A 26,166-nucleotide genomic window follows, 5' to 3' on the forward strand; every position below is an offset into this window, starting at 1 on the left:
GGAGGTCCGGGGCACTCGCCTAGCCGTTTCAGTGCGCGTGCGCTCCGGACTTTTCGGTTCCGCTCTCCTGGGGCTCGGCGGCACCCTTCTCCGGCGCCACGCGCACGGTGAACGCCGCGGTGCGCACCTTCCCTTCGTGCCGGAAGTCGAGGAAGAGCCGGTACGTACCCGCGCTGGGTGCCGTCGCCTCGAAGGACACCGCGGGGCCGGGGGCGCCCTCGTTCGGATGGACGTGAAGATAGGCCAGGTCACCCGAGCGCAGGGCGACCAGATGCCCGTACGCCCCGAGATAGGGCTGCAGATCGGTGACGGGCCGGCCGTTCCGGCTGACGGTCAGCTTCAGTTCACCGCCCCGGCCGGCACGGAGTTCGCCGTCGAGTGCGACACGGTAGCCGTCCACCTCGGCGGTGGCGCGCGGGGCCGGCGGCGCCGCGGGGCGGTACATGCCGGAGACGGCCAAGTCCGCTCCGAGCGTGAGGTTCTCGGCACCTTCGGCGGCAGGGGTGAAGTCGGCGAACGCCCGGTAACCACCGGCCTCGGGCAGGTCGACGGGGGTCGCCCAGGTTCCGTCGGCCGCCCGGACCGGATGCAGGTGCCGGAATTCGGTGAGGTCGCTCGAAGCAAGGATGAAGTGCAGTTCCTTGCCGTGCTCGCGCCGGTAGTCGGTGACCGTGCGGCCGTTGTCGTCCGTGATCACGAACCGGATCTCGGTCCGGGCCCCGGCTCGTATCGTGGGCGTTTCGAGGGCCAGCGTGTAGCCGCCGTCGGATATCTGCAGCCCGCCGGCCACATGGCCCGGGCCCATCCTCCCCCCACCCTCCTCCCCCGCACCGTGCCCGGCGTGCCGCTGCGCGGGGCGGTCCTCCGCCGCGACCAGCGGGTCGAGGCCCCGGCCCACGCCGTACGCGGTCCCGAAGGTCGCGGCGAGCGCGGCGGCGAAGGCGGTGATCCTCAGTGCGTTGTTCATGACGGTGTCCTCCAGCGGGTCCACGGGAGGCAGCGCCCCCCGATGGACTCCAACATACCCCCTGGGGGTATAAGTCAACCCAGGAGTACGTCAGGCCACCACTCACCGCTCCCGCGAAGAACCCGTCGAGAACACCGGCCAGGGACCGGAATCCCGGCGTTCGGCTCAGGCCGGCACCACGAGCCCGCTGCGCAGGCGTTCCACAACGGCCTGCGGGACCCTCAGACCGTCGCGCACATACCCGTCGAGGCCGCCCCACCTCTCGTCCATGGCGTCGAGCGCCATGTCGAGATAGCGGGGACGGACCTCGATGATCGCGGACGCGATCTCCGGATCGCCGCCCGCGTCGAGAAAGTCCTGTACGTACGGCGCGTAGGCGACCCGTACGACCGGATTCACGGCGAGGAACTCGGACCGCGCCACGTCCCGTGACGCACCGAGCAGCATCAGGAGCAGCGCGGTGGCCCAGCCGGTACGGTCCTTGCCGGTCGTGCAGTGGAACAGCACCGGGCGGGCACGGTCGTCGGCGACCGTCTCGACGAAGGCCCGGTACGCGGCGGCGGCCGCCGGTGAGAGCACCATCTGCCGGTAGGTCCCGGCGAACAGTTCCTCCGCCTTCCCGCTCCCCAGCAACTGCTCCGCCGCCACCGGATCGGCCAGCAGCGCGCGCAGCCTGGCAGGGGCCACACCCGGGTTGTCGCCGAGCACGTCGGCGACGAAGAGCCGGGCACCCGGAGGCAGCCGGTCGGGTGCGGCCGCGCGCTCGTCGGCGGTCCGCAGATCGACGACGGTGCGGATGCCGAGCGCGGCCACCGCCCTGTCCTGCGCCGCGTCCAGCCCGCTGAGCTGACCGGAGCGCAGTACCGCGCCCGGTCTGACCCGACGTCCGACCTCCAGGGCGATGCCGCCCAGATCCCGCAGATTGACGACGGTGGATGCCGGGACTGCTCTGGCGGTCTGCACGATGAAATTCCCCTTTTCCCGACGCGTAGGCGAATTGACCAGATCTGGCCCGATCAAACGTCGCACGCGGTCAGGAATTCGACAAAGTAAAACGCCGCACGGGCGCCGATCGGGGACCCCGCGGCAGATGGGGAAGAAAATGAAATCGCCACCACTCCCCCCAGGCCGAAATCACCGGGGCGGAGGAACACCAGGTCGGGAACACGATGCATTCGACGTGCCGCGTTCCCGGACGTCGTGCTCGACGAGGACCGATGGTGTGTGCGCAATGGCTCCGAAGGCTGTTGGATTTCCAGCCATCCGATTCCTCATCGCGGTTCGATCGGGGCGGTCCGTCGGAGTCCTTCGAAAGGATCCGCACCTCCTTGGGGACGAGCGCCTCGACGTACGCCCGCGCGGGGGGACCAGTGGACCGGCCGCCCGGGGGCGATGCCGACATGCTCCGCGCTCACCCCGGCCACGGGTACGCCCTTCCCTCGCGGATGGACCGCCAGAGGCATGACACCGGCCCTTCGGCGCCGCCCGGTGCTGAGCACCGTCGGACGCACGGTCGATCGACTCACAGAGCGACGACGATGGCCTCGGTCGCCTTCACGCTGGTCCAGACGGCCGTCCCCTCACCGAGCCCCAGCTCGGTCGCCGCCTCGGGGGTGATCTCGGCGACGAGGTCCGGGACCTCGTCCGAGACGATCACCACCCGGAGTCGGCTGCCCACGGCGGTGAGCTCACGGACCGTGCCCGGCCACACGTTGCGGGGGCTTCCGCCGGGCCTGTCGTGGTGCACGGAGACCGCCTCCGGCGCGATGATCGCGAGGGCGGCCGTCCCTTCGGCGAGGGAGTCCGCGACGACCAGCCGGCCGCCGCCGACGAGGTTGAGGGTGCCGTCGGGGGCGGCGGTGCCGGGCCAGGCGTTGCGACCGAGCATCCGGGCGACCCAGGGCGAGCGCGGATGCCGGGTCACCTCGGCCGGCGCGGCGTCCTGAAGGGTGCGGCCCTCGTCGAGCACCAGGACCCGGTCGGCCAGGGACACCGCTTCGACGGGGTCGTGGGTGACGATCAGACAGACGCCGCCGAACCCGGCGAGATGGGTACGCAGGGTGTGCCGGACATGGGCCCGGGTGGTCTGGTCGAGGGCGGCGAGCGGCTCGTCGAGCAGCAGCAGCCAGGGGCGGGCGGCGAGCGCACGGGCCAGGGCCACGCGCTGGGCCTGGCCGCCGGAGAGCTGGGCCGGCCTGCGGTGGGCGAGATGACCGACGCCCAGCCGGTCCAGCCACTGCCGCGCCTCGCGGCGGGCCTCGGTCCGGGGGACGCCGTGCGCCCGCAGTCCGTACGCCGTGTTCGTCAGTGCGCTCAGATGCGGGAAGAGCGCGCCGTTCTGCGGCACCCAGGCGACCTGACGACGGTGCGGGGGCAGCGCGGTGACATCGGTGTCACCGAGGCGCAGCCGGGCGCGGGCGCGCGGGGTGAGGCCGAGGAGGGCGCGCAGCAGGGTCGTCTTGCCCGCGCCATTGGGTCCGACGACGGCGATCGTGGTGCCGGGTGCCGCGTCGAGAGTCAGTCGGTTGAAGCCGGTGACCTCGGCGTGCAGCGAGCGGCGTTGCTGCGGGACCGGGGGCGTTGCGTGACCCGGCCGGGCGGCCGGCGTGCGCGCTCCGTCCGTGTCGTCCGCGCCGTCCGCGGCGGGTTCGGCGGCGCGCGAGCGGTCGCGCGGGGTCCCGGTCCAGCGTCCGCGCAGCCCGACGAGTACGGCCATGGCGATGGCGAGCAGCAGGAGCGAGACGGAGGTGGCGGCCTCCGGGGAGTCCTGGAGCAGCAGGTAGACCTGGAGGGGCAGCGTCTGGGTGGTGCCCGGCAGGTTGCCCGCGAAGGTGATGGTCGCGCCGAACTCGCCGAGCGCCCGCGCCCAGGTGAGTGCGGCCCCGGCGGCGAGGCCGGGGGCGACCATCGGAAGGGTCACGGTGAAGAACACACGGGCCGGTGAGGCCCCCAGGGAGGCCGCGGTCTCCTCGTAGGAGGGGCGCAGCCCGGCCAGCGCCCCTTCGAGACTGATCACCAGGAACGGCATCGCGACGAAGGTCGCCGCGACCACCGCGCCCGAGGTGTGGAACGGCAGCGTGATCCCGAAGGTGTCCTCCAGCCAGGGGCCGAGCAGGCCCCGGCGGCCGAAGCCGAGGAGGAGCGCCACGCCTCCGACGGTGGGCGGCAGCACCATCGGCAGGAGGACCAGCGACCGCACGATCGCCTTGCCGGGGAAGTCGACCCGGGCCAGCAGCCAGGCCAGGGGAACGCCCAGCAGGAGCGAGAGGCCCAGGGCCCAGAACGAGACGAGCAGGGACAGCCTGAGCGCCTGTGTGACACCCGGGCTGGTGAGATGGGCGCCCAGGTCGGTCCAGGAGGTACGGGCGAGGATGCCGATCAACGGCATCAGCAGGAACGCCACGGCGAGCAGCGCGGGGAGCGCCAGGGCGACAGGGGTGCGCGCGCCGGGCACGCGGCTGCGGAGGGCTCTCATCGGAGGTTCCCGGGATCGGTCGGTGGGTGCGGGACTGGCTCGATCGCACGAGAGCTGCCCGGTCCCCCCGTCCCGGGCGGCCCTCGTGCGGTGCGTTCGGCGCGCCGGCTACGGCTGCTGGAAGCCCGCGTCCTGCAGGATCTTCTGCGCTTCGGGGGAGCTGAGCCACTTCACGAACGCCGTGGCGGCCTCGGAGTTCTTGGACTGCCGCAGCGTGGCCGCCGGGTAGGAGGCCACCGCGTTCTGCGCGTCGGGGATGTCGACGGCGTCGACCTTGTCGGTGGCCGTGGCCGCGTCCGTCTTGTAGACGATGCCCGCATCGGCCTCGCCCAGCTCGACCTTGCTGAGGACGGCGCGGACGTTGGGTTCCTGGGAGACCGGCTTGACGGTGAGCTTCTGGGCGTCGAGGACCTGCTGGCTGTAGCGGCCGACCGGCACCTCCGGGGCGGCCAGGACGACCTTCAGCTTGGGGTTCGTCAGATCCTTCAGGTTCGCGATCTTCTCCGGGTTGCCCTCACCGGTGGCGATGACGAGACGGTTCTTGGCGATGACGGTGGGGGTGCCGGTGTCGGACTTCAGCCCGTCCATCGTCTTGGTGTCGGCGGTGACCAGGGCATCGGCGGGGGCGCCCTGCTTCACCTGCGCGGCGAGTTCCTGGGACCCGGCGAAGGAGAACGTCACCTTCGTACCCGGGTGTTCCTTCTCGTACGCGGCGCCCGCGGTCTTGAACACATCGGTGAGCGAGGCCGCGGCCAGCACCGTGAGCCGGGCCGCCGGGGCGCCGGACGACGAGGCGGACTTGTCGCCGGAGTCCTTCTTGTTGTCGTCACCGCCGCTGCAGGCGGCGAGCGGGACGAGCAGCGCTGCGGTCACGATCGCGGCGGCGGCGCGGCGTCTGGTGAGGGTGGTCGTCATATTGCCGAAGGCTCCTTGAGGGTGATGCACGTCGTAGGTGATGCGCGATCAGGCGCGGTCGATGTACACGCTGGTGGACTTGACACGAGCGGTGGCCCGCATGCCGACCTCCAGTCCGAGCTCCTCGACGGCCTCCCGGGTGAGCAGCGACACCAGCCGGTGCGGGCCTGCCTGGATCTCGACCTGGGCCGCGACGTCGCCGAGTTTCAGTCCGGTGACGATGCCCGGGAAGGCGTTGCGGGCCGAGGTGTACGAGGCTTCCTCCTCGCCTCCGCCGCCTTGGCCGATCTCTATGGAGAACGCGGCCAGATCGCGGCCGTCGATGAGCCTGCGGCCGCCTTCGTCGCGATGGGTCGCGACCCTTCCGGCGTCCGCCCAGCGGCGGGCCGTGTCGGGGCTGACCCCCAGGAGACGCGCCGCCTGCCCGATTGTGTAGGACTGCATGTGCGACAAGATATTCGGATTGATCTCGCAGCTGCAATCCATCCTGCTGATATCTGGAGCAAATGCCAGTCTGCTTGGAGGAAGCGCCAGGTCTCGGATCGACGTCGACTGCGCGACCGTGTGTGAAGGGTCGAGTGCTCTCGGAGAGGGCAAGGTCACAGACGGAGCCCCTGCTGCTCGTCCGAGACCTGACCTAGCATCTGGGCATGACGGTCCAGCCTGCCGACGGGCTTTCGTTGGCCGCCGATTTCCCTCAACCCGCCCATGAGCAGTGGCAGAGCCTCGTCGAAGGCGTGCTGCGCAAGTCGGGCAAGGATGTTGTGGGTTCGGCCGCCGAGGAAGCGCTGTCCACCACGGTGGAGGACGGGCTCATCACCCGCCCTCTCTACACCTCGCGCGACAGCGCTCCCGATGCCGGACATCCGGGCTTCGCCCCCTTCACCCGCGGCGGTACGGCCGGGGGCAACGCGGCGGGCGGCTGGGACGTACGGCAGCGGCACGCCCTGCCGGATCCCGCGCGCCTCAATGAGGCCGTGCTCGCGGATCTGGAGAACGGTGTCACCTCTCTGTGGCTGACCGTGGGCGGTACCGATGGCGTGCCGGTGTCCGCTCTGGCGGGGGCACTGGACGGCGTTCTCCTCGATCTGGCTCCCGTGGTGCTGGACGCCGGCAGTCACCTCGACGCCGCGGCGACGGAGTTGCTGCGGCTGCACACCGAGCGGGGTGTCGAGGTGCGGAATGCCCGCGGCAACCTCGGCGCCGACCCGCTCGGGCTGGCCGCCCGCAACGGTGCCGAAGCGGATCTGACAGCCGCCGTCCACTGGGCGCGGCGGTGCGCGCGGGAGTTTCCCGGAATGCGGGCCATGACCGTCGACGCGCTGCCGTACCACGAGGCCGGCGGTTCGGCCGCCGAGGAGCTCGGCGCTTCACTGGCGACCGGTGTCGCCTATCTGCGGGCGCTCACGGAGGCCGACCTCACGGTCGAAGAGGCCTGTGCGCAACTGGAGTTCCGGTACGCGGCGACAGCCGATCAGTTCCTGACCGTCGCCAAGCTGCGGGCCGCGCGGCGGTTGTGGGCCCGGGTGGCCGAGGTGTGCGGGGCCGCCGCTGCCGGGGCGCAGCGCCAGCACGCGGTGACGTCCTCGGTGATGATGACGCGGCGCGACCCCTGGGTGAACATGCTGCGCACGACGCTGGCATGTCTGGGTGCGGGTGTCGGCGGGGCCGACTCCGTCACGGTGCTGCCGTTCGATCACGCCCTGGGTCTGCCGGACGCGTTCGCCCGGCGCATCGCCCGCAACACATCGACCATTCTGCTGGAGGAGTCGCATCTGGCCCGGGTGATCGACCCGGCGGGCGGTTCCTGGTACGTGGAACGGCTCACGGCCGAACTCGCCGACTCCGCCTGGGCGTTCTTCCAGGAGATCGAGCGGTCGGGCGGCCAGGCGGCCGCTCTGCGTTCGGGGCTGATCGGCGAGCGCCTCGCGGCGACCTGGGCGGCACGTGGAAGGGATCTGGCACGGCGCAAGGAGCCGGTCACCGGGGTCAGTGAGTTCCCGCAGCTGGCGGAGCGCCCGCTGGAGCGCGAGCCCGCCTTGACCGAGGCGTCCGCAGCGGCATCGGGCGGTCTGCCCAGGGTCCGTCGCGACGAGGCGTTCGAGGTGCTGCGCGCCCGGTCGGACGCGCATCTCGCGGCGACCGGGCAGCGGCCCCGGGTGTTCCTGGCCGCACTCGGCCCGGCCACGGTCCACACCGCGCGGGTGTCGTTCGCCTCCAATCTGTTCCAGGCGGGCGGGATCGAACCGGTGCACGACCCGGTCTCCGTCGACGCGACGACGGCCGCCGCCGCGTTCCGGGCCGGCGGGGCCGCCGTGGCGTGCCTGTGCTCCAGCGACGCGCTCTACGCCGAGCAGGCCGGGGCGGTCGCCGAGGCACTGCGCTCGGCCGGTGCCCAGCGGGTGTTCCTCGCCGGCCGGCCCGGGGAGTACACCGGTGTCGACGAGTACGTCTTCGCGGGCTCCGATGTGGTGGCCGTGCTCTCTTCCGTCCTCGACCGTATGGGTGTGGCGTAATGCGTATCCCTGACTTCTCCGACATCGGACTCGGACCGGGCGACGCCGCCGAGGTGTCCGAGGACCAGTGGCGCGCCGCCGTGAAGGAGTCCTCCGGCCGTTCCGACGACGACCTGCTGTGGGAGACCCCGGAGGGCATCACGGTCAAGCCGCTGTACACCGGGCGCGACCTGGAGGGGCTGGACTTCCTCGGCACGTATCCGGGTGTCGCCCCGTATCTGCGGGGCCCGTATCCGACGATGTACGTCAACCAGCCCTGGACGATCCGGCAGTACGCCGGCTTCTCCACGGCCGAGGAGTCCAACGCCTTCTACCGCCGCAACCTCGCCGCCGGGCAGAAGGGTCTCTCGGTCGCCTTCGACCTGCCGACCCACCGCGGCTACGACAGCGACCACCCGCGGGTGACCGGCGACGTCGGCATGGCGGGGGTGGCCATCGACTCGATCTACGACATGCGTCAGCTCTTCGACGGCATCCCGCTGGACAGGATGTCGGTGTCCATGACCATGAACGGCGCGGTGCTCCCCGTCCTCGCGCTGTACATCGTCGCCGCCGAGGAGCAGGGCGTCGGGCCCGAGAAACTGGCCGGAACCATTCAGAACGACATTCTGAAGGAGTTCATGGTCCGCAACACCTATATCTATCCGCCGAAGCCCTCGATGCGGATCATCTCCGACATCTTCGCCTACACCTCGCAGAAGATGCCGCGCTACAACTCGATCTCCATCTCCGGCTACCACATCCAGGAGGCGGGTGCGACCGCCGACCTGGAGCTGGCGTACACCCTCGCGGACGGGGTGGAGTATCTGCGGGCCGGGCGGGACGCCGGGCTGGACGTGGACGCCTTCGCGCCGCGCCTGTCGTTCTTCTGGGCGATCGGCATGAACTTCTTCATGGAGATCGCGAAGTTGCGGGCGGCCCGGCTGCTGTGGGCCAAGCTGGTCGGGGAGTTCGAGCCGAAGAACGCCAAGTCGCTCTCCCTGCGCACGCATTCGCAGACGTCGGGATGGTCGCTGACCGCGCAGGACGTGTTCAACAACGTCACCCGGACCTGTGTGGAGGCGATGGCCGCCACCCAGGGGCACACCCAGTCGCTGCACACCAACGCGCTCGACGAGGCCCTCGCCCTGCCGACGGACTTCTCGGCCCGGATCGCCCGGAACACCCAGTTGCTGCTCCAGCAGGAATCGGGGACCGGCCGGGTGATCGACCCGTGGGGCGGCAGCGCCTATGTGGAGCGGCTGACGTACGACCTGGCGCGCCGGGCCTGGCAGCACATCCAGGAGGTCGAGGCGGCGGGCGGCATGGCGCAGGCCATCGACGCGGGCATCCCGAAGCTCCGTGTGGAGGAGGCCGCGGCCCGCACCCAGGCGCGGATCGACTCCGGCCGCCAGCCGGTGATCGGGGTCAACAAGTACCGGGTGGAGACCGACGAGCGGATCGATGTGCTCAAGGTGGACAACTCCTCGGTGCGCACCCAGCAGATCGGGAAGCTGCGCCGACTGCGCGAGGAGCGCGACGAGCAGGCCTGCGGGGCAGCGCTGCGGGCGCTTACGGCGGCGGCGGAGCGGGCCCCCGGCCCCGGCCTCGAAGGCAATCTGCTGGCACTCGCCGTCGACGCGGCACGTGCGATGGCGACCGTGGGTGAGATCTCGGACGCCCTGGAGAAGGTGTACGGGAGGCATGCGGGCCAGATCCGTACGATCTCCGGTGTGTATCGCAACGAGGCAGGTGAGTCTCCTTCCGTGGACCGCACCCGCAAGCTGGTGGACCGCTTCGAGGAGGCCGAGGGGCGCCGTCCGCGCATTCTCGTCGCCAAGATGGGGCAGGACGGCCACGACCGCGGCCAGAAGGTCATCTCGACGGCCTTCGCCGATCTGGGCTTCGACGTCGACGTCGGCCCGCTGTTCCAGACGCCGGCCGAAGTGGCACGGCAGGCGGTGGAGGCGGACGTGCACGTCGTGGGCGTCTCCTCACTGGCCGCCGGACACCTCACGCTCGTACCGGCGCTCCGTGAGGAACTGGCCGCCGAGGGCCGCGACGACATCATGATCGTGGTGGGCGGGGTGATTCCGCCGCAGGACATCGAGGCGCTGCACGACGCCGGGGCAACGGCCGTGTTCCCGCCCGGCACCGTGATCCCGGATGCCGCGCACGACCTGGTGACGCGGCTCGGTACCGCGCTCGGCCATGAGTTGTGAGCAGCTGATCCGATGCCAGTGAAGATCGACATCGACAGCTATACGAAGGGGGTCCTCGACGGGAAGCGCGCGTACATCGCTCGCGCCATCACGCTCGTCGAGTCCACTCGCCCCGATCACCGGGCTCTGGCCCAGCGGTTGCTGCGTGACATGCTCCCGCACTCCGGCAACGCCCGGCGCATCGGCATCAGCGGCGTGCCGGGAGTCGGCAAGTCCACGTTCATCGACGCCCTCGGGACGATGCTCACCGGGCTCGGCCACCGGGTCGCGGTGCTGGCCGTCGATCCCTCCTCCAGCCGTACCGGCGGCTCCATCCTGGGCGACAAGACCAGGATGGAGCGCCTCGCGGTGGACCCTGCCGCATTCGTCCGCCCCTCCCCCACCGCCGGAACGCTCGGCGGCGTGGCCAGGGCGACCCGGGAGTCCATCGTGGTGATGGAGGCGGCTGGATACGACGTGGTGCTGGTCGAGACCGTCGGCGTCGGACAGTCGGAGACGGCGGTGGCCAATATGGTCGACTCGTTCCTCCTGCTGACGCTGGCCCGTACCGGCGACCAGCTCCAGGGCATCAAGAAGGGGGTCCTGGAGTTGGCGGACGCCATCGCGGTCAACAAGGCGGACGGCCCGCACGAGCGCGACGCGCGCGCGGCCGCGCGCGAACTGGCGGGCGCGCTGCGGCTGATGCATCCGGCGGACGCGGCCTGGACGCCCCCGGTGCTCACCTGCAGCGCCCGCGAGTCGACCGGTCTCGACACGCTGTGGGAGCGGCTGGAGCAGCATCGCGGGCTGCTCGATTCGACCGGCCGGCTCGCCGTCAAACGGCGGAACCAGCAGGTCGACTGGACCTGGACGATGGTCCGGGACGAGCTGCTGGAGAGTCTGCGCGGCCACCCGGGGGTGCGTTCTCTCGCTCCCGGCCTGGAACAGCGGGTACGGGACGGCGAGTTGACGGCCACGCTGGCGGCCGAGCAGATCCTGGCCGCGTTCCGCGGCACGCTCCCGGCGGCGGAGGCGGGTGACTCGGCGGGTTAGGCCTCTTGTCCGGGTCACGCCGGGCTCGCGTGCCCCGGCACCGCGATCGTCCCGGCGATCCGGCTCCGGGGGGGTGGATCCATTATGGCGGTCCATGGAGGTGCCTGTCACCGTTCTCCGGGATGATCTCTGCGCCCGGTATGCGCCCCTAGGGTTGCGCGGAAAGAGCACAAAGCACCGATCCGAACCAGGAGTTGAGAGTGGCGCACGACATTGCCGCGCTGGCGGATGAACTCACGGCCATGGCTGCGGCCGATCACCGGTCCTCGGTCCACGCACACAGCGAGGACTTCGCCGAACAGCTGGCGTGGCGCCGGCTGACCGCGCGGCACGGCGACCGCCTCGGTGAGATCATGGACGAGTACGGCTGGCCGACGGCGGAACTCATCGGCGAGGAGGCCGCCCGCGCGGCGTGGCTGATCGCCCAGCACGCCGACCGACAGCTCGATGTTCAGCGACACGCCCTCCAGCTGATGCAGCAGGCGGTTTCGGCAGGCTCGGCCGACCCGCGCGAGCTGGCCTTTCTGCGCGACCGCACGCTGGTCAACGAGGGCCGCAAGCAGATCTACGGCACACAGATCGCCGGTGTGAAGGACGGGTCGCCGGTTCCCTGGCCCTGCGAAGAGCCCGATCGCATGGACGAACTCCGTGCGGAAGTCGGCATCGAGCCCTTCGACGAGTACGTCGCCAAGTTCGCCACGGCCTGACGCCCCGGCCGCGTCCTGCGGATCAGGCCCCGGGGCTCACCCCGCCCCGGGGCCTGATCCGAACGCAAGATCCTAGAGATCGAGCTGGTACTCGACCGACTTGTGAGTCGGCTGGTAGCCGAGGGCGTCGTTGACGCTCCGCATGTACGTGTTGCTGTCCGCGGTGTCCGCCAGCAGCCCGTCGAGGGCCGGGTGGCGTTCGCGGGCCTGCAGGATGGACTGGGCCTTCATCCATCGTGCGAGGCCGTGCCCCCGGTGTTCGGGGAGGACACCGGTGCCGTAGTGCTGACCGTCGCCCTCTCCGTCGGCCGGTACGACCAGTTCGGTGAAGCCCACGATCGTGGAGCCGGACTCGTCGACGGTGGCAACGGCGTGGAGCAGCTCGCCCCGTGCCGCGACGGCAGCGGCCGCGGCCCGGACTCGTGCCACGTCCCAGACGACCGTGCCGTAGTCGGTGTCGTCCATGGGCATGTCGTCCATGGCGCGGCGCGATGCCGCGAACGTCGGCGCGAGGTCGTCCGGGACCGTGCCGTCCCAGGACACCAGGCGGTAGCCCGGATGCGGCTGGTCGACGATGTCGCGGAGCGCCGCGGTGTCGGCCTTCGCCAGCGGAGGGCGGGCGTAGGTCAGGGCAAGGACCTTGCGCAGTCCCTTGGCCCGCAGAAAACGATCACCGGAGGAACCTTCCTCGACCTGTGTGATGACGCTGCGCCGGCCCTCCTCGCGGGCAGCGGCGACGGCCGTGTCCAGCAGCTGTGAACCGACGCCGTTGCGGCGCTGCGTCGGGTGGACATGCAGTTCCAGTTCGGCGAGGTGGTCCTGGCCCTCGCGGGTGAAGACGCGCAGGAACGCCGAGCCGACCGGGCTGCCCGCAGGGTCGGAGGCCAGCCACGCCAACCGGTGGCTCGCATCGGAACGTTCGGGGTCGGTCAGTGCGGTGATGCGTATCGACAAGATGACTCCTCCGTGCCGAGGGCGCCGGTCAGGACGGTGGGCGGGCGTGCGGCCCGGAGAACCACATCACCCCGCACGCGCCACGGCAACCGGAATGTCGCAGCCGTCGCCGCCGAGCTGGTGCGCTCACCGTGGTACTCTGCAGTTGACACATGTGTACGTCTCGGTTCGAGACACCGATGTCGATTTCTTCTCGTAGAGCTGCTGCGCCCGTCCATCTCCGACCGGCGATCCGGCTCTCGGCTCCACTTCCTCCAGTCCGGTACGGGTCTTCCCCGTCCGGGCTTTCCCGCCCGTCGTCCGGGGCGTGCCGCGTTCCGCCCCCGTACCGTCCGGGCCCTTTCAATCGCCATGTCCGCGAAAGGACCACCCGCATGACCAGCACCCTCGAACTACCCATCGACCAGGTGGAATTGCCCACCAGGGCCCTCGGCCTCCTCGACCTCACCCGCCAGGGGCACGGCACACTGCGCCTCCAGGGCGACCGCTCCTCCCCCGGCGACGTGCAGGTGCCCGCCGCCCTGATCCGCCGCCACGGCCTGCGCAAGGGCGATGTCGTCGAAGGCCTCCGCGACCGGTCCCGCGCCCTGTCCGAAGTCGTACGGATCAACGAACTCTCCCCGCAGGCGCTGCGCGGACGGCCCCACTTCCGCGATCTCACCCCGCTCCACCCCCGGCAGCGGCTGCGCCTGGAAACGCCGTCCGGCGGTCCGGCGACGCGCCTCGTCGATCTGGTGTCCCCGATCGGCAAGGGGCAGCGCGGGCTCGTCGTCGCACCACCCAGAACCGGCAAGACGGTGCTGCTGCAACAGATCGCAGCAGCCCTCGCCGCCAACCACCCCGAGTGCCACCTGATGGTGGTGCTGCTCGACGAACGCCCCGAGGAGGTCACGGACATGCGCCGGTCCGTGCGGGGCGAGGTGCTCGCCTCGACGTTCGACCGGCCGGCGAAGGAACACGTCGCGCTTGCCGAACTCGCGGTCGAGCGCGCCAAGCGTCTGGTCGAGCAGGGCCGGGACGTCGTCGTCCTGCTGGACTCCCTCACCCGGCTGTGCCGCGCCCACAACAACGCGTCGGGCGCGGGCGGACGCACCCTCAGCGGCGGTGTCGACGCTGCCGCGCTGCTCGGTCCGAAGCGGCTCTTCGGGGCCGCTCGCCTCGCCGAGGAGGGCGGTTCCCTCACCATTCTGGCCACCGCTCTGGTGGAGACCGGATCCCGCGCCGACGACTACTTCTTCGAAGAGCTGAAGAGCACCGGCAACATGGAACTCCGGCTCGACCGCTCGCTGGCCGACAGACGGATCCACCCGGCCGTCGACATCCCGGCGTCCGGCACCAGGCGTGACGAACTTCTGGTCCCGGAAGCCGAGTTGCGGACGGTGCGCGGGCTGCGCCGCGCGCTGCACTCCAGGGACCCACAGACGGCGCTCGAAACACTGCTGGACCGGATCCGCCGCACCCCGGACAACGCGGCCTTCCTCCGTACGGTCCACCTCACCGTTCCCGATGCCTGAGCCTGTGCGACCGGGGCCGGGCGGCGCAATACCATGGACCGCTCCTGCACGATCCGCCCCCAACGAGCACAGGGAGAGCAGGCACATGGAATTCCGCCGACTCGGCCGCAGTGGTCTGACCATCAGCGAGATCGCCTACGGAAATTGGCTCACCCATGGCTCCCAGGTGGAGGAGGACGCGGCGGTCGCCTGTATCCGCGCGGCCCTCGACGCCGGGATCACCACCTTCGACACCGCGGACGTCTACGCCGAGACGCGGGCCGAGGCCGTGCTGGGCCGAGCACTCAAGAACGAGCGCCGCGCGGGACTTGAGGTGTTCACCAAGGTGTACTTCCCGACCGGCCCCGGCCACAACGACCAGGGGCTCGGACGCAAGCACATCATGGAGTCCATCGACAACTCGCTGCGCCGTCTGCAGACGGATTACGTGGACCTCTACCAGGCGCACCGCTACGACCACTCGACCCCGCTGGAGGAGACCATGGAGGCGTTCGCCGACGTCGTCCGCTCCGGCAAGGCCCTCTACATCGGCGTCTCCGAATGGACGGCCGACCAGCTCCGTGCCGGACACGGTCTCGCCCGCGAGCTGCAGGTGCCGCTGATCTCCAACCAGCCGCAGTACTCGGCACTGTGGCGGGTCATCGAGAGTGAGGTGGTACCCACGTCGGAGGAACTGGGCATCGGGCAGATCGTCTGGTCACCGATCGCTCAGGGCGCCCTCACGGGCAAGTACAAGCCCGGCGCGCCGCTCCCGCCCGGTTCTCGGGCGACGGACGAGAAGGGCGGCGCGAACATGGTCGCCGGCTGGCTGCGTGACGAGGTGCTGGAGCGCGTCCAGCAACTGCGGCCGCTCGCCGACCAGGCCGGTCTGAGCCTCGCCCAGCTCGCGGTCGCCTGGGTGCTGCAGAACCCCAATGTCTCCGCCGCCATCATCGGCGCTTCCCGGCCCGAGCAGGTGACGGAGAACGCCGGGGCGGCAGGTGTGACACTCGACGCGGAGCTGCTGAAGAGCATGGACGACATCCTGTCCCCGGTGGCGGAACTGGACTCCGGTCTGACCGCCGGTCACGAGAGCAACAGCTGACCCGACCGTCCGCGGTCAAGGGGCAGGGCCTGCCGGACGACGGACCCCACCCCTTGACCGCAGTCCTTCCGAGCCGTGCGCGGATCACCGATCCGGGCCGTGAACGGGGTCAGACACCGGTGTGCAGCGATGCGGTGTGCTCGCGGACCTGTGCCGGTGTGAGATAGGAGCCCGTGTACTCGAAGTCACGCAGCTTGGCCGGCTTGCGGGCCTGGAATCCGGTACGCACGAAGTCGTCACCCGCGACGGCGTTGAGCATCCAGTTGGTCATGACCCGCACCTTGGCCACATTGGTCCGCAGCGCCGCCCAGTGGTAGCCACGGGCGACGGCCTGTGCCAGGATTCCGTGCATTTCGAGGCCGATCGGCTTGGACACCGCGTCCTTGCCTCCGAGGTCCACGACCAGTCCGAGGTCCCGGTGCACGTACGGCTTCAGCGGCCGGTGGCGCAGCGTGGCGATGAGGTTGTCGGCGAGCGTGCGGCCCTGGCGCATGGCGTGCTGCGCGGTGGGCGGGCAGACCGCCCCGGCGTCCTTGCTCAGGTCCGGTACGGCCGCGACGTCACCGAGCGCGAACATGCCGTCGAAGCCCGGCAGGCTCATCTCGGGCGTCACCGCGAGCCGTCCGCGTACCGTCTCCGCGTCGAAGGTGGAGACCAGTGGACTCGCGGTGACGCCTGCCGTCCAGATCAGCGTGCGGCAAGGCACCACCCGGCCGTCGGTGAAGGTCACCTGTTCCGACCCGGCCTCGGCGACGGAGACCCCGAGCGACACCTCGATGCCGCGTGCGCGCAGCACCTCCAGGGCGCTCCGGCCGAGCTTGTCCCCCAGTTCGGGCATGAGTTTCGGGGCGATGTCGATGAGGTGCCACTTGATCAGCCTGGGGTCGAGCCTCGGGTAGTGCCTGACCGCGTTGGTGGTGAGGCGCTGCAGGCAGGCGGCCGTCTCGGTGCCCGCGTATCCGCCGCCGACCACCACGAACTGGAGTCGCGAAGCCCGCTCGTGCTCGTCGTGACTGGCATCCGCGAGATCGAGCTGGGCGATCACGTGGTCCCGTACGTACGCGGCCTCGGCGAGCGTCTTCATGCCCCGGGCGTTGTCGAGCAGGCCGGGGATGTCGAAGGTACGGGTGACACTGCCGGGGCTGAGCACGATGTAGTCGTAGGGCTCGTAGACGACCTCGTCGGTGATCTTGCGGATGACGCAGACCTTCGCCTTGGGGTCCACTCCGATGGCACCGCCCGGGATGATCCGGGTGCGGTGCTTGCGGCTTCGTCGCAGCGACACCGCGACCGACTGCGGGGTGAGCACCCCTGCCGCCACCTGGGGCAGCAGGGGCAGATAGAGCTGGTACGAGAACGGGGCGACGAGCGTGATGTGCGCCTCGCCCGGGACGAGCCCGCGCTCCAGACGGCGCACGCACTCCACCCCGGCGAATCCGGCGCCGACAACGAGGATCCTGGGTCGTGCCACGGTGTTCGTCCCTTCTCGGGCCTGCACGGTCGTCCGTTCGCCTGCCCCGTCGCACGCGCCCGTCATCTCTCATCTTCACGAGCCGCGGCCGACTTCGCCTGCTGGGAACGGCGGACGGACGACACCAGCGGGTCAGCGGGCCAGCAGGGTGACCGCCGTGCAGGTGCCACCGACCGCGCCGACGAACACGACACCGGCCGCGACGCAGCGGGCCCTGAGCTCGCGGTAGCGCGCGTCGTATTCGCCGCGCAGCTGGATGGCACGCGCGGAGATCCGGCAGAGCACGGCCCGCGAAGTGGTGACACGGTCCGCGATATAGACCCGTTCCACCTCCTCGCGCTGTGCCGTGGTCAGCCAGGGCAGCTCGTCGGTGAAGCGGTCCGCCTGCCGCCGGGCCTCCTCGACCTCGGCGGTCCACAGCAGGTAGCCCTCCAGCTGTGCCAGACCGCGCGCACTGTCCTTGTCCAGGTCCACTCGATCCTCCTCTCCCGGAACCGTTCTGCTCATGCCCCGCTGTCCCCCGGGGCGGCGGTCGTGCCGGTGCCGGGACGGTTGATCGCTTCGTCGAGGGCACGGACCGAGGGATGGTGCAGGTCGAAAGCCGGGGATTCGGAACGGATCCGCGGCAGGGTGAGGAAGTTGTGCCGCGGCGGCGGGCAGGAGGTCGCCCACTCCAGCGAACGGCCGTAGCCCCACGGGTCGTCGACCTCGACGTTCTTGCCGTACTTGGCGGTCTTCCACACGTTGTAGAAGAACGGCAGCATCGACAGACCGAGCAGGAACGAGGAGATCGTCGAAATCGTGTTCAGTGCGGTGAAGCCGTCCGCGGCGAGGTAGTCCGCGTAGCGACGCGGCATGCCCTCGGCACCCAGCCAGTGCTGCACCAGGAACGTGCCGTGGAAGCCCACGAACAGCGTCCAGAACGTGATCTTGCCGAGCCGCTCGTCCAGCATCTTGCCGGTGAACTTCGGCCACCAGAAATGGAATCCGGCGAACATCGCGAAGACCACGGTGCCGAAGACGACGTAGTGGAAGTGCGCGACGACGAAGTACGAGTCCGAGACGTGGAAGTCCAACGGGGGCGACGCCAGGATCACACCGGTCAGACCACCGAAGAGGAACGTGACCAGGAAGCCGATCGACCAGAGCATCGGCGTCTCGAAGGACAACGATCCCTTCCACATCGTGCCGATCCAGTTGAAGAACTTCACACCGGTCGGCACCGCGATGAGGAAGGTCATGAACGAGAAGAACGGCAACAGCACACCGCCGGTGACGAACATGTGGTGCGCCCACACGGTCGCCGAAAGGCCCGCGATGGAGATCGTCGCACTGATCAGACCGATGTAGCCGAAGATCGGTTTGCGGCTGAAGACCGGGATGATCTCACTGACGATCCCGAAGAACGGCAGAGCGATGATGTACACCTCCGGATGGCCGAAGAACCAGAAGAGGTGCTGCCAGAGCAGCGCCCCGCCATTGGCCGGGTCGAAGACGTGCGCGCCGAACTTCCGGTCCGCTTCCAGCACCAGCAGGGCGGCCGCGAGGACGGGGAAGGCCAGCAGGACGAGTACGGCCGTCAGCAGGACGTTCCAGACGAAGATCGGCATGCGGAACATCGTCATGCCCGGGGCACGCATGCCGATGATCGTGGTGATGAAGTTGACCGAGCCCAGGATCGTGCCGAAGCCGGAGAAGGCCAGACCCATGATCCACATGTCGCTGCCGATACCCGGTGAGCGGACCGCATCGGTCAGCGGGGAGTAGGCGAACCAGCCGAAGTCGGCCGCGCCCTGCGGCGTGAGGAAGCCGGCCACCACGATGATCGAGCCGAAGAGGTACAGCCAGTACGCGAACATGTTCAGCCGTGGGAACGCCACGTCGGGCGCGCCGATCTGCAGCGGCATGATCCAGTTCGTGAAGCCGGCGAACAGCGGCGTCGCGAACATCAGCAGCATGATCGTGCCGTGAATCGTGAACGCCTGGTTGAACTGCTCCGGCGAAATGATCTGGATCCCGGGACGGGCCAGCTCGGCTCGCATGACCAGAGCCAGCACACCACCGACGATGAAGAAGGCGAACGACGTGACCAGGTAGAGCGTGCCGATCGTCTTGTGATCGGTGGTGGTCAGCCACTTGACGACGACGTTGCCCGGTTGCTTGGCCCGTACCGGAAGCTCGTTCGCGTACGCCTCGTCTTCCTCGGCTGCCCCTGATGTGCCCGTCGTCGTCACTGGGACGCTCCTTCGATCTCATTCGCGGGTGGACTGGGCACCCGGCAGGGGCGCCGACTCCACCGGGACGGCCGACCGGCCGGTCCCGCGCGCGTCACGCCAGATTCCAGGTGCAGCAAATCAGCCGCGGGGCCACTATGTGCGGCCCGGCGCCCGCCGTCGCACGACTTTCACTCGTCAGGGCGTCCTCGGCCGACGGCCCGGCTCGCCCGCACACCGTCGGCGCCGGTGCGGACTTCCGTGCGTGCGACCGCCGACGCCGTGGCTCGGAGCACGGGGCGCGACGCCCTCATCCGCTCAACCGGCAATGTCCGCAAAGCGGTTCATGTCCCCGAGTCGCCGGATCCCCGCAGCGCGCCACCAACTCCCCCACGGGGCGGCACGGTTGTCACAGGAGACGGCGAACACCCGGATCGGTGACCGGCTCCGAGGATCGCCGCTGTGCCGCTCAGGCCAGGCCGCCTGTGGCGCGTACGTTCTGGCCTGTCATCCACCGGCCGTCGTGGCCGACCAGGAAGGCGACCACGTCGGCCACGTCCTCGGGTTCGCCCAGTCGGCCGAGAGGCGTCAATCCGGCGACTGCTTCGAGCGCCTCCGGCTCGTTGGCCCCGCGCAGCATCTCGGTGTCGGTCGCACCGGGCGAGACGGTGTTGACGGTGATCCCCCGGGCTCCGAGTTCGTGGGCCGCGACGGCGGTGATCTGCTCGACCGCCCCCTTGCTGGCGGCATACGCGCAGATGCCGGGGCCCTGCCGCACGGTGTTGGCCGTGGAGATGTTCACGATGCGGCCGCCTTCGCCCATCCGCCGGGCCGCGTGGCGGATCGTCATGAAGACCGCTCGGGTGTTCACCGCCATCACCCTGTCGAACACGTCCGGTTCGGTGTCCGCGATGAGGGACGGGGGGAGGCACAGCGCGGCGTTGTTCACCAGGATGTCCAGGCCGCCCAGCCTCGCCTCGGCGGCCTCCATCAACTGTTCCGGCCCATCGGGATCGGCGAGATCGATACGGACGGCCGATGCTTCGCCGCCCTTGTCCCGCACCGCGCGGACGACCTCCGCGGCCGCGTCGTCGCTGGTGGCGTAGTTGAAGAGCACGTGTGCCCCGTCGCGGCACAGGCGCTCGACGATCGCGCGGCCGATGCCCCGCGATCCTCCGGTGACCACGGCGTTCCTGCCTGTCAGCACAGTCCGTCCTCCTCAAGAACAGTAGATCCGGGTCGATCGAACCTACCGGCGGAACGGCTGCTTGTACGGGAGCACGCGGAGAATGTCCGGCACACCGAGCGCTCCAGGCGCCGGGCCGCGGCATCGCGGAACCGCCCCGGCCGGGCGGATGCCGGCCGGGGCGGGAGGGCTGAGGGGACGCGCCTGGACGCACCCCTTCCGCAGCGGTCGCGTCAGCCGATGGTGGCGATGGCCTGCGTGAACGTCGCCGACGGACGCATGACGGCCGCGGCCTTGGCCGGGTCGGGCTGGTAGTAGCCGCCGATGTCGGCCGGCGAGCCCTGGACCGCGATCAGCTCGTCGACGATGGTCTGCTCCTGCTCCTCCAGCGTCTTCGCGAGCGCGGCGAAGGCCTGCGCGAGCTGCGCGTCGTCGGTCTGCTGCGCCAGCTCCTGGGCCCAGTAGAGGGACAGGTAGAAGTGGCTGCCGCGGTTGTCGATGCCGCCCAGCTTGCGGCTCGGCGACTTGTCCTCGTTGAGGAAGGTGCCGGTCGCACGGTCGAGGGTGTCGGCGAGGACCTGGGCGCGCGCGTTGCCCGTGGTCGTGGCCAGGTGCTCGAAGCTGGCCGCGAGCGCGAAGAACTCGCCCAGGCTGTCCCAGCGGAGGTAGTTCTCCTTGACGAGTTGCTGGACGTGCTTGGGCGCGGAGCCGCCGGCGCCGGTCTCGAACAGTCCGCCGCCGTTCATGAGCGGGACGACGGAGAGCATCTTCGCACTCGTGCCCAGCTCAAGGATCGGGAACAGGTCGGTCAGGTAGTCACGCAGCACGTTGCCGGTCACCGAGATGGTGTCCTCGCCTCGGCGGATGCGCTCCAGCGAGAACGCGGTCGCCTTCACCGGCGGCATGATCTCGATCTGCAGGCCGTCGGTGTCGTGGTCGGCGAGGTACGCCTTGACCTTGGCGATCAGCTGTGCGTCGTGGGCGCGGTCCTCGTCGAGCCAGAACACGGCCGGGGCGCCGGTGGCGCGGGCGCGGGTGACGGCGAGCTTGACCCAGTCCTGGATCGGCAGGTCCTTGGTCTGGCACATGCGGAAGATGTCGCCCGCGCCCACGACCTGCTCCAGCACGACGTCGCCGTTGGCGTCGAGGACCCGCACCGTCCCCGTGGTGGGGATCTCGAAGGTCTTGTCGTGGCTGCCGTACTCCTCGGCCTTCTGCGCCATCAGGCCGACGTTCGGCACCGAGCCCATGGTCGACGGGTCGAAGGCGCCGTTGGCGCGGCAGTCGTCGATGACGACCTGGTAGACACCCGCGTAGCTGCTGTCGGGGAGCACGGCGAGGGTGTCGGCCTCCTTGCCGTCCGGGCCCCACATGTGACCGGAGGTGCGGATCATGGCCGGCATGGAGGCGTCGACGATGACATCGCTCGGTACGTGCAGGTTGGTGATGCCCTTGTCGGAGTCGACCATGGCCAGCGCGGGGCCTTCGGCGAGCTCGGCCTCGAAGGACGCCTTGACCTCGGCGCCCAGGTGCGGCACGGAGTCCAGGCCCTTGAGGATGGCGCCGAGGCCGTCGTTCGGGGAGAGACCGGCCGCGGCGAGCACCTCGCCGTACTTGGCGAAGGTGTTCGGGAAGAAGGCGCGGACCACGTGGCCGAAGATGATCGGGTCGGAGACCTTCATCATGGTGGCCTTGAGGTGGACGGAGAACAGCACGCCCTCGGCCTTGGCGCGGGCGACCTGCGCGGTGAAGAACTCACGCAGGGCCGCGACGCGCATGACCGCCGCGTCGACGACCTCGCCCGCGAGCACCGGGACCGAGTCGCGCAGAACGGTGGTGCTGCCGTCGTCGCCCGCGAGCTCGATGCGCAGCGAACCGGCCTCGGCGATGACCGCGGACTTCTCGGTGGAGCGGAAGTCGTCGACGCCCATGGTGGCGACGTTCGTCTTCGAATCGGCCGTCCAGGCGCCCATGCGGTGCGGGTGCGTCTTGGCGTAGTTCTTGACCGAGGCGGGGGCGCGGCGGTCGGAGTTGCCCTCGCGCAGCACCGGGTTCACGGCGCTGCCCTTGACCTTGTCGTAGCGCGCGCGGACGTCCTTGTCCTCGTCGGTCTGCGGGTCGTCCGGGTAGTCCGGCAGTGCGTAGCCCTGTGCCTGCAGCTCGGCGACGGCAGCCTTCAGCTGCGGGATCGAAGCCGAGATGTTCGGCAGCTTGATGATGTTGGCTTCCGGCGTCTTGGCCAGGGCACCGAGCTCGGCGAGCGCGTCGTCGATGCGCTGGCTCTCCTGGAGGTACTCGGGGAAGACGGCGATGATGCGCCCGGCCAGCGAGATGTCGCGGCTCTCGACATTGACCCCGGCCGTCGAGGCGTACGCCTGGACCACGGGCAAGAACGAATAGGTCGCCAGGGCCGGAGCCTCGTCGGTGTGTGTGTAGATGATGGTCGAGTCAGTCACCCTGTGCTCCGCTCCACGTCTGCAACATTGCTTGACATCAAGATATCTCGTGATCGCCGGCGACTCGACAGGGCCCTGCCTCCTTGTCCGGGCGTGACCGTCAGGGGCTCCTGGTTCAGGGACGCCCCGACGGCGGGACCTGCTCCCCGGGCGGCACCGGACCCGGCGCGGTGCCGTCGCCGAACGGGCGTCCGCCCAGCTCCTCCCGGTGGTGCGGCGTGAGCCAGCCCGACAGGTCGGGGCCGACGGGCACGATGCCGGTGGGGTTGATGCCGCTGTGGACCCGGTAGTAGTGCTGCTTGATGTGGTGGAAGTCGACCGTGTCACCGAAACCGGGCGTCTGGTACAGGTCCCTGGCGTACCCCCACAGAACACGGTCCTCCGCCAGCTTCGAGCGGTTACATTTGAAGTGTCCATGATAGACGGCGTCGAACCGCACCAGGGTGGTGAACAGCCTGATGTCCGCTTCGGTGAGTGATGCGCCGACGAGGTAGCGCCGGTCCGCGAGGCGTTCGGACACCTGGTCCAGGCGGCGGAACACATCCTGGTACGCAGCCTCGTACTCGGACTGTTCCGCTGCGAACCCCGCGCGGTACACGCCGTTGTTCACATCGCGGTAGATGCCCTCCATGACCTCGTCGATCTCGTCACGCAGGCGTTCGGGATACAGGTCGGGCGCGCCCTCCCGGTGCAGCGCGGTCCATTCGGTCGCGAAGTCCAGCGTGATCTGCTGGTAGTCGTTGCTCACGAGCCTGCCGCTCGGTACGTCGACGATCGCGGGAACACTGACCCCGCCGGGATGGCCCGGCTCCCGGGCGTCGTACGCCTCGCTCAGGTATTTGATGCCGAGCACCGGATCCCGGCCGCCCTCGTCCAAGGTGAAGCGCCAGCTGCGGTCGTCCTGGATCGGATCGGCGACGGCCAGCGACAGGGCATCCTCCAGTCCGAGGAGTCGCCGGGAGACGAGGGAACGGCTCGCCCACGGGCACGCGCGGCTGACGACCAGCCGGTAGCGGCCGGCCTCGACGGGCCAGCCGTCCCGGCCGTCGGCGGTGATGCGGTCGGCGAAGTGGCTCCTGGACCGTTTGAATGCCTTGTGGCCGTAGGCCGCGTTGCCGTCGGCGCCCGAACCGGTGGTCGTGCCGGTCTCGCGCTGCTTCATGGCGTTCTCCCTATGTTTGTGTACTCCCCGCGGACGGCCTGCGGGCGGATCGATGGATGCGCATCCGGCTGCGGCGCTCCCCGCGCACATCCGCCAGCCCGATGACCAGAGCGACGACGACGAAGGCGACCGCGACGACGAGTCCGTGGTAGTACGCGACGGCCCACCCGTCCCCGCCCAGTTGCGCGAAGAACATCGAGCCGACCGCGGCGATCCCGATCGCCGAACCCACGCGCTGGCCGGTCTGAAGGGTTCCGCCTGCGCTCCCCGCACCCGCCACCGGAACCTCGGACAGGGTCAGTGTCTGGTTCGGGGCGATGACCAGGCCGCTGCCGAGACCGGCCAGCAGCAGCGGGGCCGCCATCGCCCACCCCACACCCCTACCCGGCACGAGATGCACGGCGAGCGCGGTGACCGCCAGCCCGAAGGCCACCGTCGCCAGCCCCGCGACGACGAGCGGCCGCCCGAACCGGCCGACGAGCCGGCCGCCGGGGCTTGCCGCGACGGCTGCGCCCACGGCGAAGGGGGTGATGGCGAGTCCCGCCTGCAGGGCGGAGTAGTGCAGGCCGCTCTGCAGGTAGAGCGTGGTGATGAAGAAGATCGAGGTGAATCCGGCGAAGTACAGCAGGATCAACAGACAGCCGAGCCAGTAGGAGCGGACCCGGAACAGCGACAGGTCCACGACGGGCTGGGTGCCGCGCCTGCCGCACCAGGACTCCCATCCGACGAAGGCGGCGAGCAGCAGAACGGCGCCCACGAGCAGGAGCCACTTCCGGTCTCCGGGCCACTCCTGCGACTGGACGAAGGGCAGCAGCAGGGCGAGCACACCCGCACCGAGCAGGAGCACACCGAGCGGGTCGAGGTCGCGCAGGCGCACCTGTCCGGCCGAGGGGGTGTCCGGGAGCAGGCGCCGGGCGAGCAGGAGGCAGGCTGCACCGAGCGGCAGGTTGACGTAGAACACCCAGCGCCACCCCTCCTCGGCACCGGCCGCCTGGATCAGCAGCCCTCCCGACAGCGGGCCGACGGCGGTGGAGATACCGACCACCGTGCCGAACATGCCGAAGGCCCGGCCGCGCTCATCACCGGAGAACATCTGCTGGATCAATGCCGAGATCTGGGGCGAGATCATGCCCCCGGCGAGGCCTTGGACGAGACGGGCGACGACCAGCCACTGGCTGGACTGCGCGGCTCCGCAGGCTGCCGACGCCAGGGTGAACAGTGCCAGCCCGATCATGAACACCTCGCGGCGTCCGCGCGCGTCACCGAGCCGTCCCGCGGGGATGAGGAACAGGCCGAAGGCGAGGGAGTAGCCGGAGAGGACCCATTGCAGATCGGACTCCGGCGTGTGGAGCCCTTCCCGGATCGACGGCAGGGCGACATTGACGATGGATACGTCGAGCAGGGTCATGAACCCGGCGATCAGACACACCGCGAGCGCCTTCCAGCGGTGCGGGTCCGGGGTGCGGGGGCCCGGGCCGGGATCGTCGTCCCACCTCGCAGCACCCCAGTGACCTGCGCTCTCCACCATGGCTCGCACCCTAGGACCAAGCGCCCCGATACTCATCCCGGCAGGGCCGCGACGACGGCTTTTCCGGCGTCCGTTCCAGCGGACGGGCGGCACAGGACACGGCCGTGCCCCCCTGGGGAGAGGGGACACGGCCATGGCGGTCCGTGGAGGGGCCCGGGACATGCCGTCCCGGAGCAGGCCGTCCGGTCGCGTCTGCTGCCCCGAGGGCCACCCCTGTGGCACTGTGAATGACGCTGCCGACCATCGGAGGCCGACGTGACCGTGCTCGTCTGGATCGACGAGGGCACATGGCGGGCCGCGGTGGACGCCGCCCGTACCCACGTCCGAGCCGGAGCCGCGATCACCCTGCTGCACGTCACAGGCGACGACGTGGCCGAAGCGGCGCACGGCGCGTTCGTCGGTCTGCTCGGGCGGGGCCACGCCGAGCGCGACCCCGGCGACCAGGTGGCGGCCCTTTCCGCGCGCGCCGCCGCGGCACTGCTGGACGCGGCCGCCGAGCGTCTCGGCCGGCCCGCGGCACGGCTCCGGGCCCACGGCCGTACCGAAAGGGAAGTCGTCCGCGCCGCCGAGGACGCCGAGTTGCTGATCTGCGCCCGCGACGGCGAGCGCCGCCCGGGGCCTCGCAGTCTGGGACCCGCGACACGCTTCGTCGTCGACCACGCCTCCTGTCCCGTCCTGCTGGTCTGGCCCGAAGCGCCGCCCGGCATCGACACCCCGCCACCGCACCCGCCGTCCCATTGACGACTCGGTCCCGCAGGGCGTTCGGACCCACCGTCCATGCGCCG

The 26,166-nt window shown here is 70.2% G+C and carries 20 protein-coding genes; 7 read left to right on the plus strand and 13 right to left on the minus strand.

Annotation, left to right across the window (positions count from 1 at the left end):
• Positions 1-28: 28 nt before the first annotated feature.
• From ACIOHC_RS18225 to ACIOHC_RS18245, 5 genes are all read right to left on the minus strand, one after another.
• A complete protein-coding gene (locus ACIOHC_RS18225) occupies positions 29-967 on the minus strand; it encodes a hypothetical protein (RefSeq protein WP_401843193.1) in 939 nt (312 codons plus the stop codon).
• A 165-nt stretch (positions 968-1,132) separates the two neighbouring features.
• The gene (locus tag ACIOHC_RS18230; RefSeq protein ID WP_351073994.1) at positions 1,133-1,930 is read right to left on the minus strand and encodes a tyrosine-protein phosphatase; all 798 of its coding nucleotides are present in this window, start codon (positions 1,928-1,930) and stop codon (positions 1,133-1,135) included.
• A 559-nt stretch (positions 1,931-2,489) separates the two neighbouring features.
• Positions 2,490-4,442: an ABC transporter permease gene (locus tag ACIOHC_RS18235; protein ID WP_401843195.1), complete on the minus strand. Its 1,953-nt coding sequence runs from the start codon at positions 4,440-4,442 to the stop codon at positions 2,490-2,492.
• Positions 4,443-4,550: 108 nt separating this feature from the next.
• Positions 4,551-5,357, minus strand: a complete 807-nt coding sequence (gene modA, locus ACIOHC_RS18240) for a molybdate ABC transporter substrate-binding protein (protein WP_351073996.1) — start codon at positions 5,355-5,357, stop codon at positions 4,551-4,553.
• Between the two features lie 48 nt (positions 5,358-5,405).
• On the minus strand, positions 5,406-5,801 hold the full coding sequence (locus tag ACIOHC_RS18245; RefSeq protein ID WP_351073997.1) for a helix-turn-helix transcriptional regulator: 396 nt from the start codon (positions 5,799-5,801) through the stop codon (positions 5,406-5,408).
• A gap of 206 nt (positions 5,802-6,007) precedes the next feature.
• Here ACIOHC_RS18245 and ACIOHC_RS18250 point away from each other — a divergent pair, with 206 nt between their 5' ends.
• The 4 genes from ACIOHC_RS18250 (at position 6,008) to ACIOHC_RS18265 (ending at position 11,813) form a co-directional block, all read left to right on the plus strand.
• Positions 6,008-7,873, plus strand: coding sequence for a methylmalonyl-CoA mutase family protein (locus ACIOHC_RS18250; protein ID WP_351073998.1), 1,866 nt, complete (start codon positions 6,008-6,010; stop codon positions 7,871-7,873).
• Positions 7,873-10,074, plus strand: a complete 2,202-nt coding sequence (gene scpA, locus ACIOHC_RS18255; protein WP_351073999.1) for a methylmalonyl-CoA mutase — start codon at positions 7,873-7,875, stop codon at positions 10,072-10,074. Before ACIOHC_RS18250 ends, scpA begins: the two co-directional genes overlap by 1 nt.
• Positions 10,075-10,086: 12 nt before the next feature.
• Positions 10,087-11,106 (plus strand): methylmalonyl Co-A mutase-associated GTPase MeaB, encoded by a 1,020-nt coding sequence (gene meaB / locus ACIOHC_RS18260; protein WP_351074000.1) that lies wholly within the window; start codon positions 10,087-10,089, stop codon positions 11,104-11,106.
• A gap of 200 nt (positions 11,107-11,306) precedes the next feature.
• A complete protein-coding gene (locus tag ACIOHC_RS18265) occupies positions 11,307-11,813 on the plus strand; it encodes a DUF6624 domain-containing protein (RefSeq protein ID WP_351074001.1) in 507 nt (168 codons plus the stop codon).
• 72 nt (positions 11,814-11,885) lie between these two features.
• On the opposite strand, the gene ACIOHC_RS18270 is transcribed toward ACIOHC_RS18265, so the two are convergent.
• Positions 11,886-12,767 carry a GNAT family N-acetyltransferase gene (locus ACIOHC_RS18270; protein ID WP_351074002.1) on the minus strand — a complete coding sequence of 294 codons (882 nt, stop codon included), beginning with the start codon at positions 12,765-12,767 and terminating at the stop codon, positions 11,886-11,888.
• Between the two features lie 374 nt (positions 12,768-13,141).
• Here ACIOHC_RS18270 and rho point away from each other — a divergent pair, with 374 nt between their 5' ends.
• Both rho and ACIOHC_RS18280 read left to right on the plus strand, forming a co-directional pair.
• Complete coding sequence (rho, locus tag ACIOHC_RS18275; RefSeq protein WP_351074003.1) at positions 13,142-14,281, plus strand: transcription termination factor Rho; 1,140 nt, start codon at positions 13,142-13,144, stop codon at positions 14,279-14,281.
• A gap of 85 nt (positions 14,282-14,366) precedes the next feature.
• A complete protein-coding gene (locus ACIOHC_RS18280; RefSeq protein ID WP_351074004.1) occupies positions 14,367-15,365 on the plus strand; it encodes an aldo/keto reductase family protein in 999 nt (332 codons plus the stop codon).
• Between the two features lie 109 nt (positions 15,366-15,474).
• Here ACIOHC_RS18280 and ACIOHC_RS18285 read toward each other — a convergent pair whose 3' ends face one another.
• From ACIOHC_RS18285 to ACIOHC_RS18315, 7 genes are all read right to left on the minus strand, one after another.
• A complete protein-coding gene (locus ACIOHC_RS18285) occupies positions 15,475-16,836 on the minus strand; it encodes an NAD(P)/FAD-dependent oxidoreductase (RefSeq protein ID WP_351074005.1) in 1,362 nt (453 codons plus the stop codon).
• Positions 16,837-16,968: 132 nt separating this feature from the next.
• A complete protein-coding gene (locus ACIOHC_RS18290; RefSeq protein WP_351074006.1) occupies positions 16,969-17,310 on the minus strand; it encodes a hypothetical protein in 342 nt (113 codons plus the stop codon).
• Positions 17,311-17,339: 29 nt separating this feature from the next.
• A complete protein-coding gene (ctaD, locus tag ACIOHC_RS18295) occupies positions 17,340-19,070 on the minus strand; it encodes a cytochrome c oxidase subunit I (RefSeq protein ID WP_351074007.1) in 1,731 nt (576 codons plus the stop codon).
• A 448-nt stretch (positions 19,071-19,518) separates the two neighbouring features.
• A complete protein-coding gene (locus ACIOHC_RS18300) occupies positions 19,519-20,256 on the minus strand; it encodes an SDR family oxidoreductase (protein ID WP_401843200.1) in 738 nt (245 codons plus the stop codon).
• Between the two features lie 212 nt (positions 20,257-20,468).
• Positions 20,469-22,691, minus strand: a complete 2,223-nt coding sequence (locus tag ACIOHC_RS18305) for an NADP-dependent isocitrate dehydrogenase (RefSeq protein WP_351074009.1) — start codon at positions 22,689-22,691, stop codon at positions 20,469-20,471.
• Between the two features lie 115 nt (positions 22,692-22,806).
• Positions 22,807-23,853, minus strand: coding sequence for a glutathione S-transferase C-terminal domain-containing protein (locus ACIOHC_RS18310; protein WP_351074010.1), 1,047 nt, complete (start codon positions 23,851-23,853; stop codon positions 22,807-22,809).
• Positions 23,854-23,863: 10 nt separating this feature from the next.
• Positions 23,864-25,381: an MFS transporter gene (locus ACIOHC_RS18315; protein WP_351074011.1), complete on the minus strand. Its 1,518-nt coding sequence runs from the start codon at positions 25,379-25,381 to the stop codon at positions 23,864-23,866.
• Between the two features lie 255 nt (positions 25,382-25,636).
• Between ACIOHC_RS18315 and ACIOHC_RS18320 the strand changes: the two genes are divergently transcribed.
• Positions 25,637-26,122: a universal stress protein gene (locus tag ACIOHC_RS18320; protein WP_401843201.1), complete on the plus strand. Its 486-nt coding sequence runs from the start codon at positions 25,637-25,639 to the stop codon at positions 26,120-26,122.
• Positions 26,123-26,166 lie beyond the last annotated feature (44 nt).

The organism is Streptomyces sp. NPDC088252 (assembly GCF_044740965.1).
Taxonomy (GTDB): Bacteria; Actinomycetota; Actinomycetes; order Streptomycetales; family Streptomycetaceae; genus Streptomyces.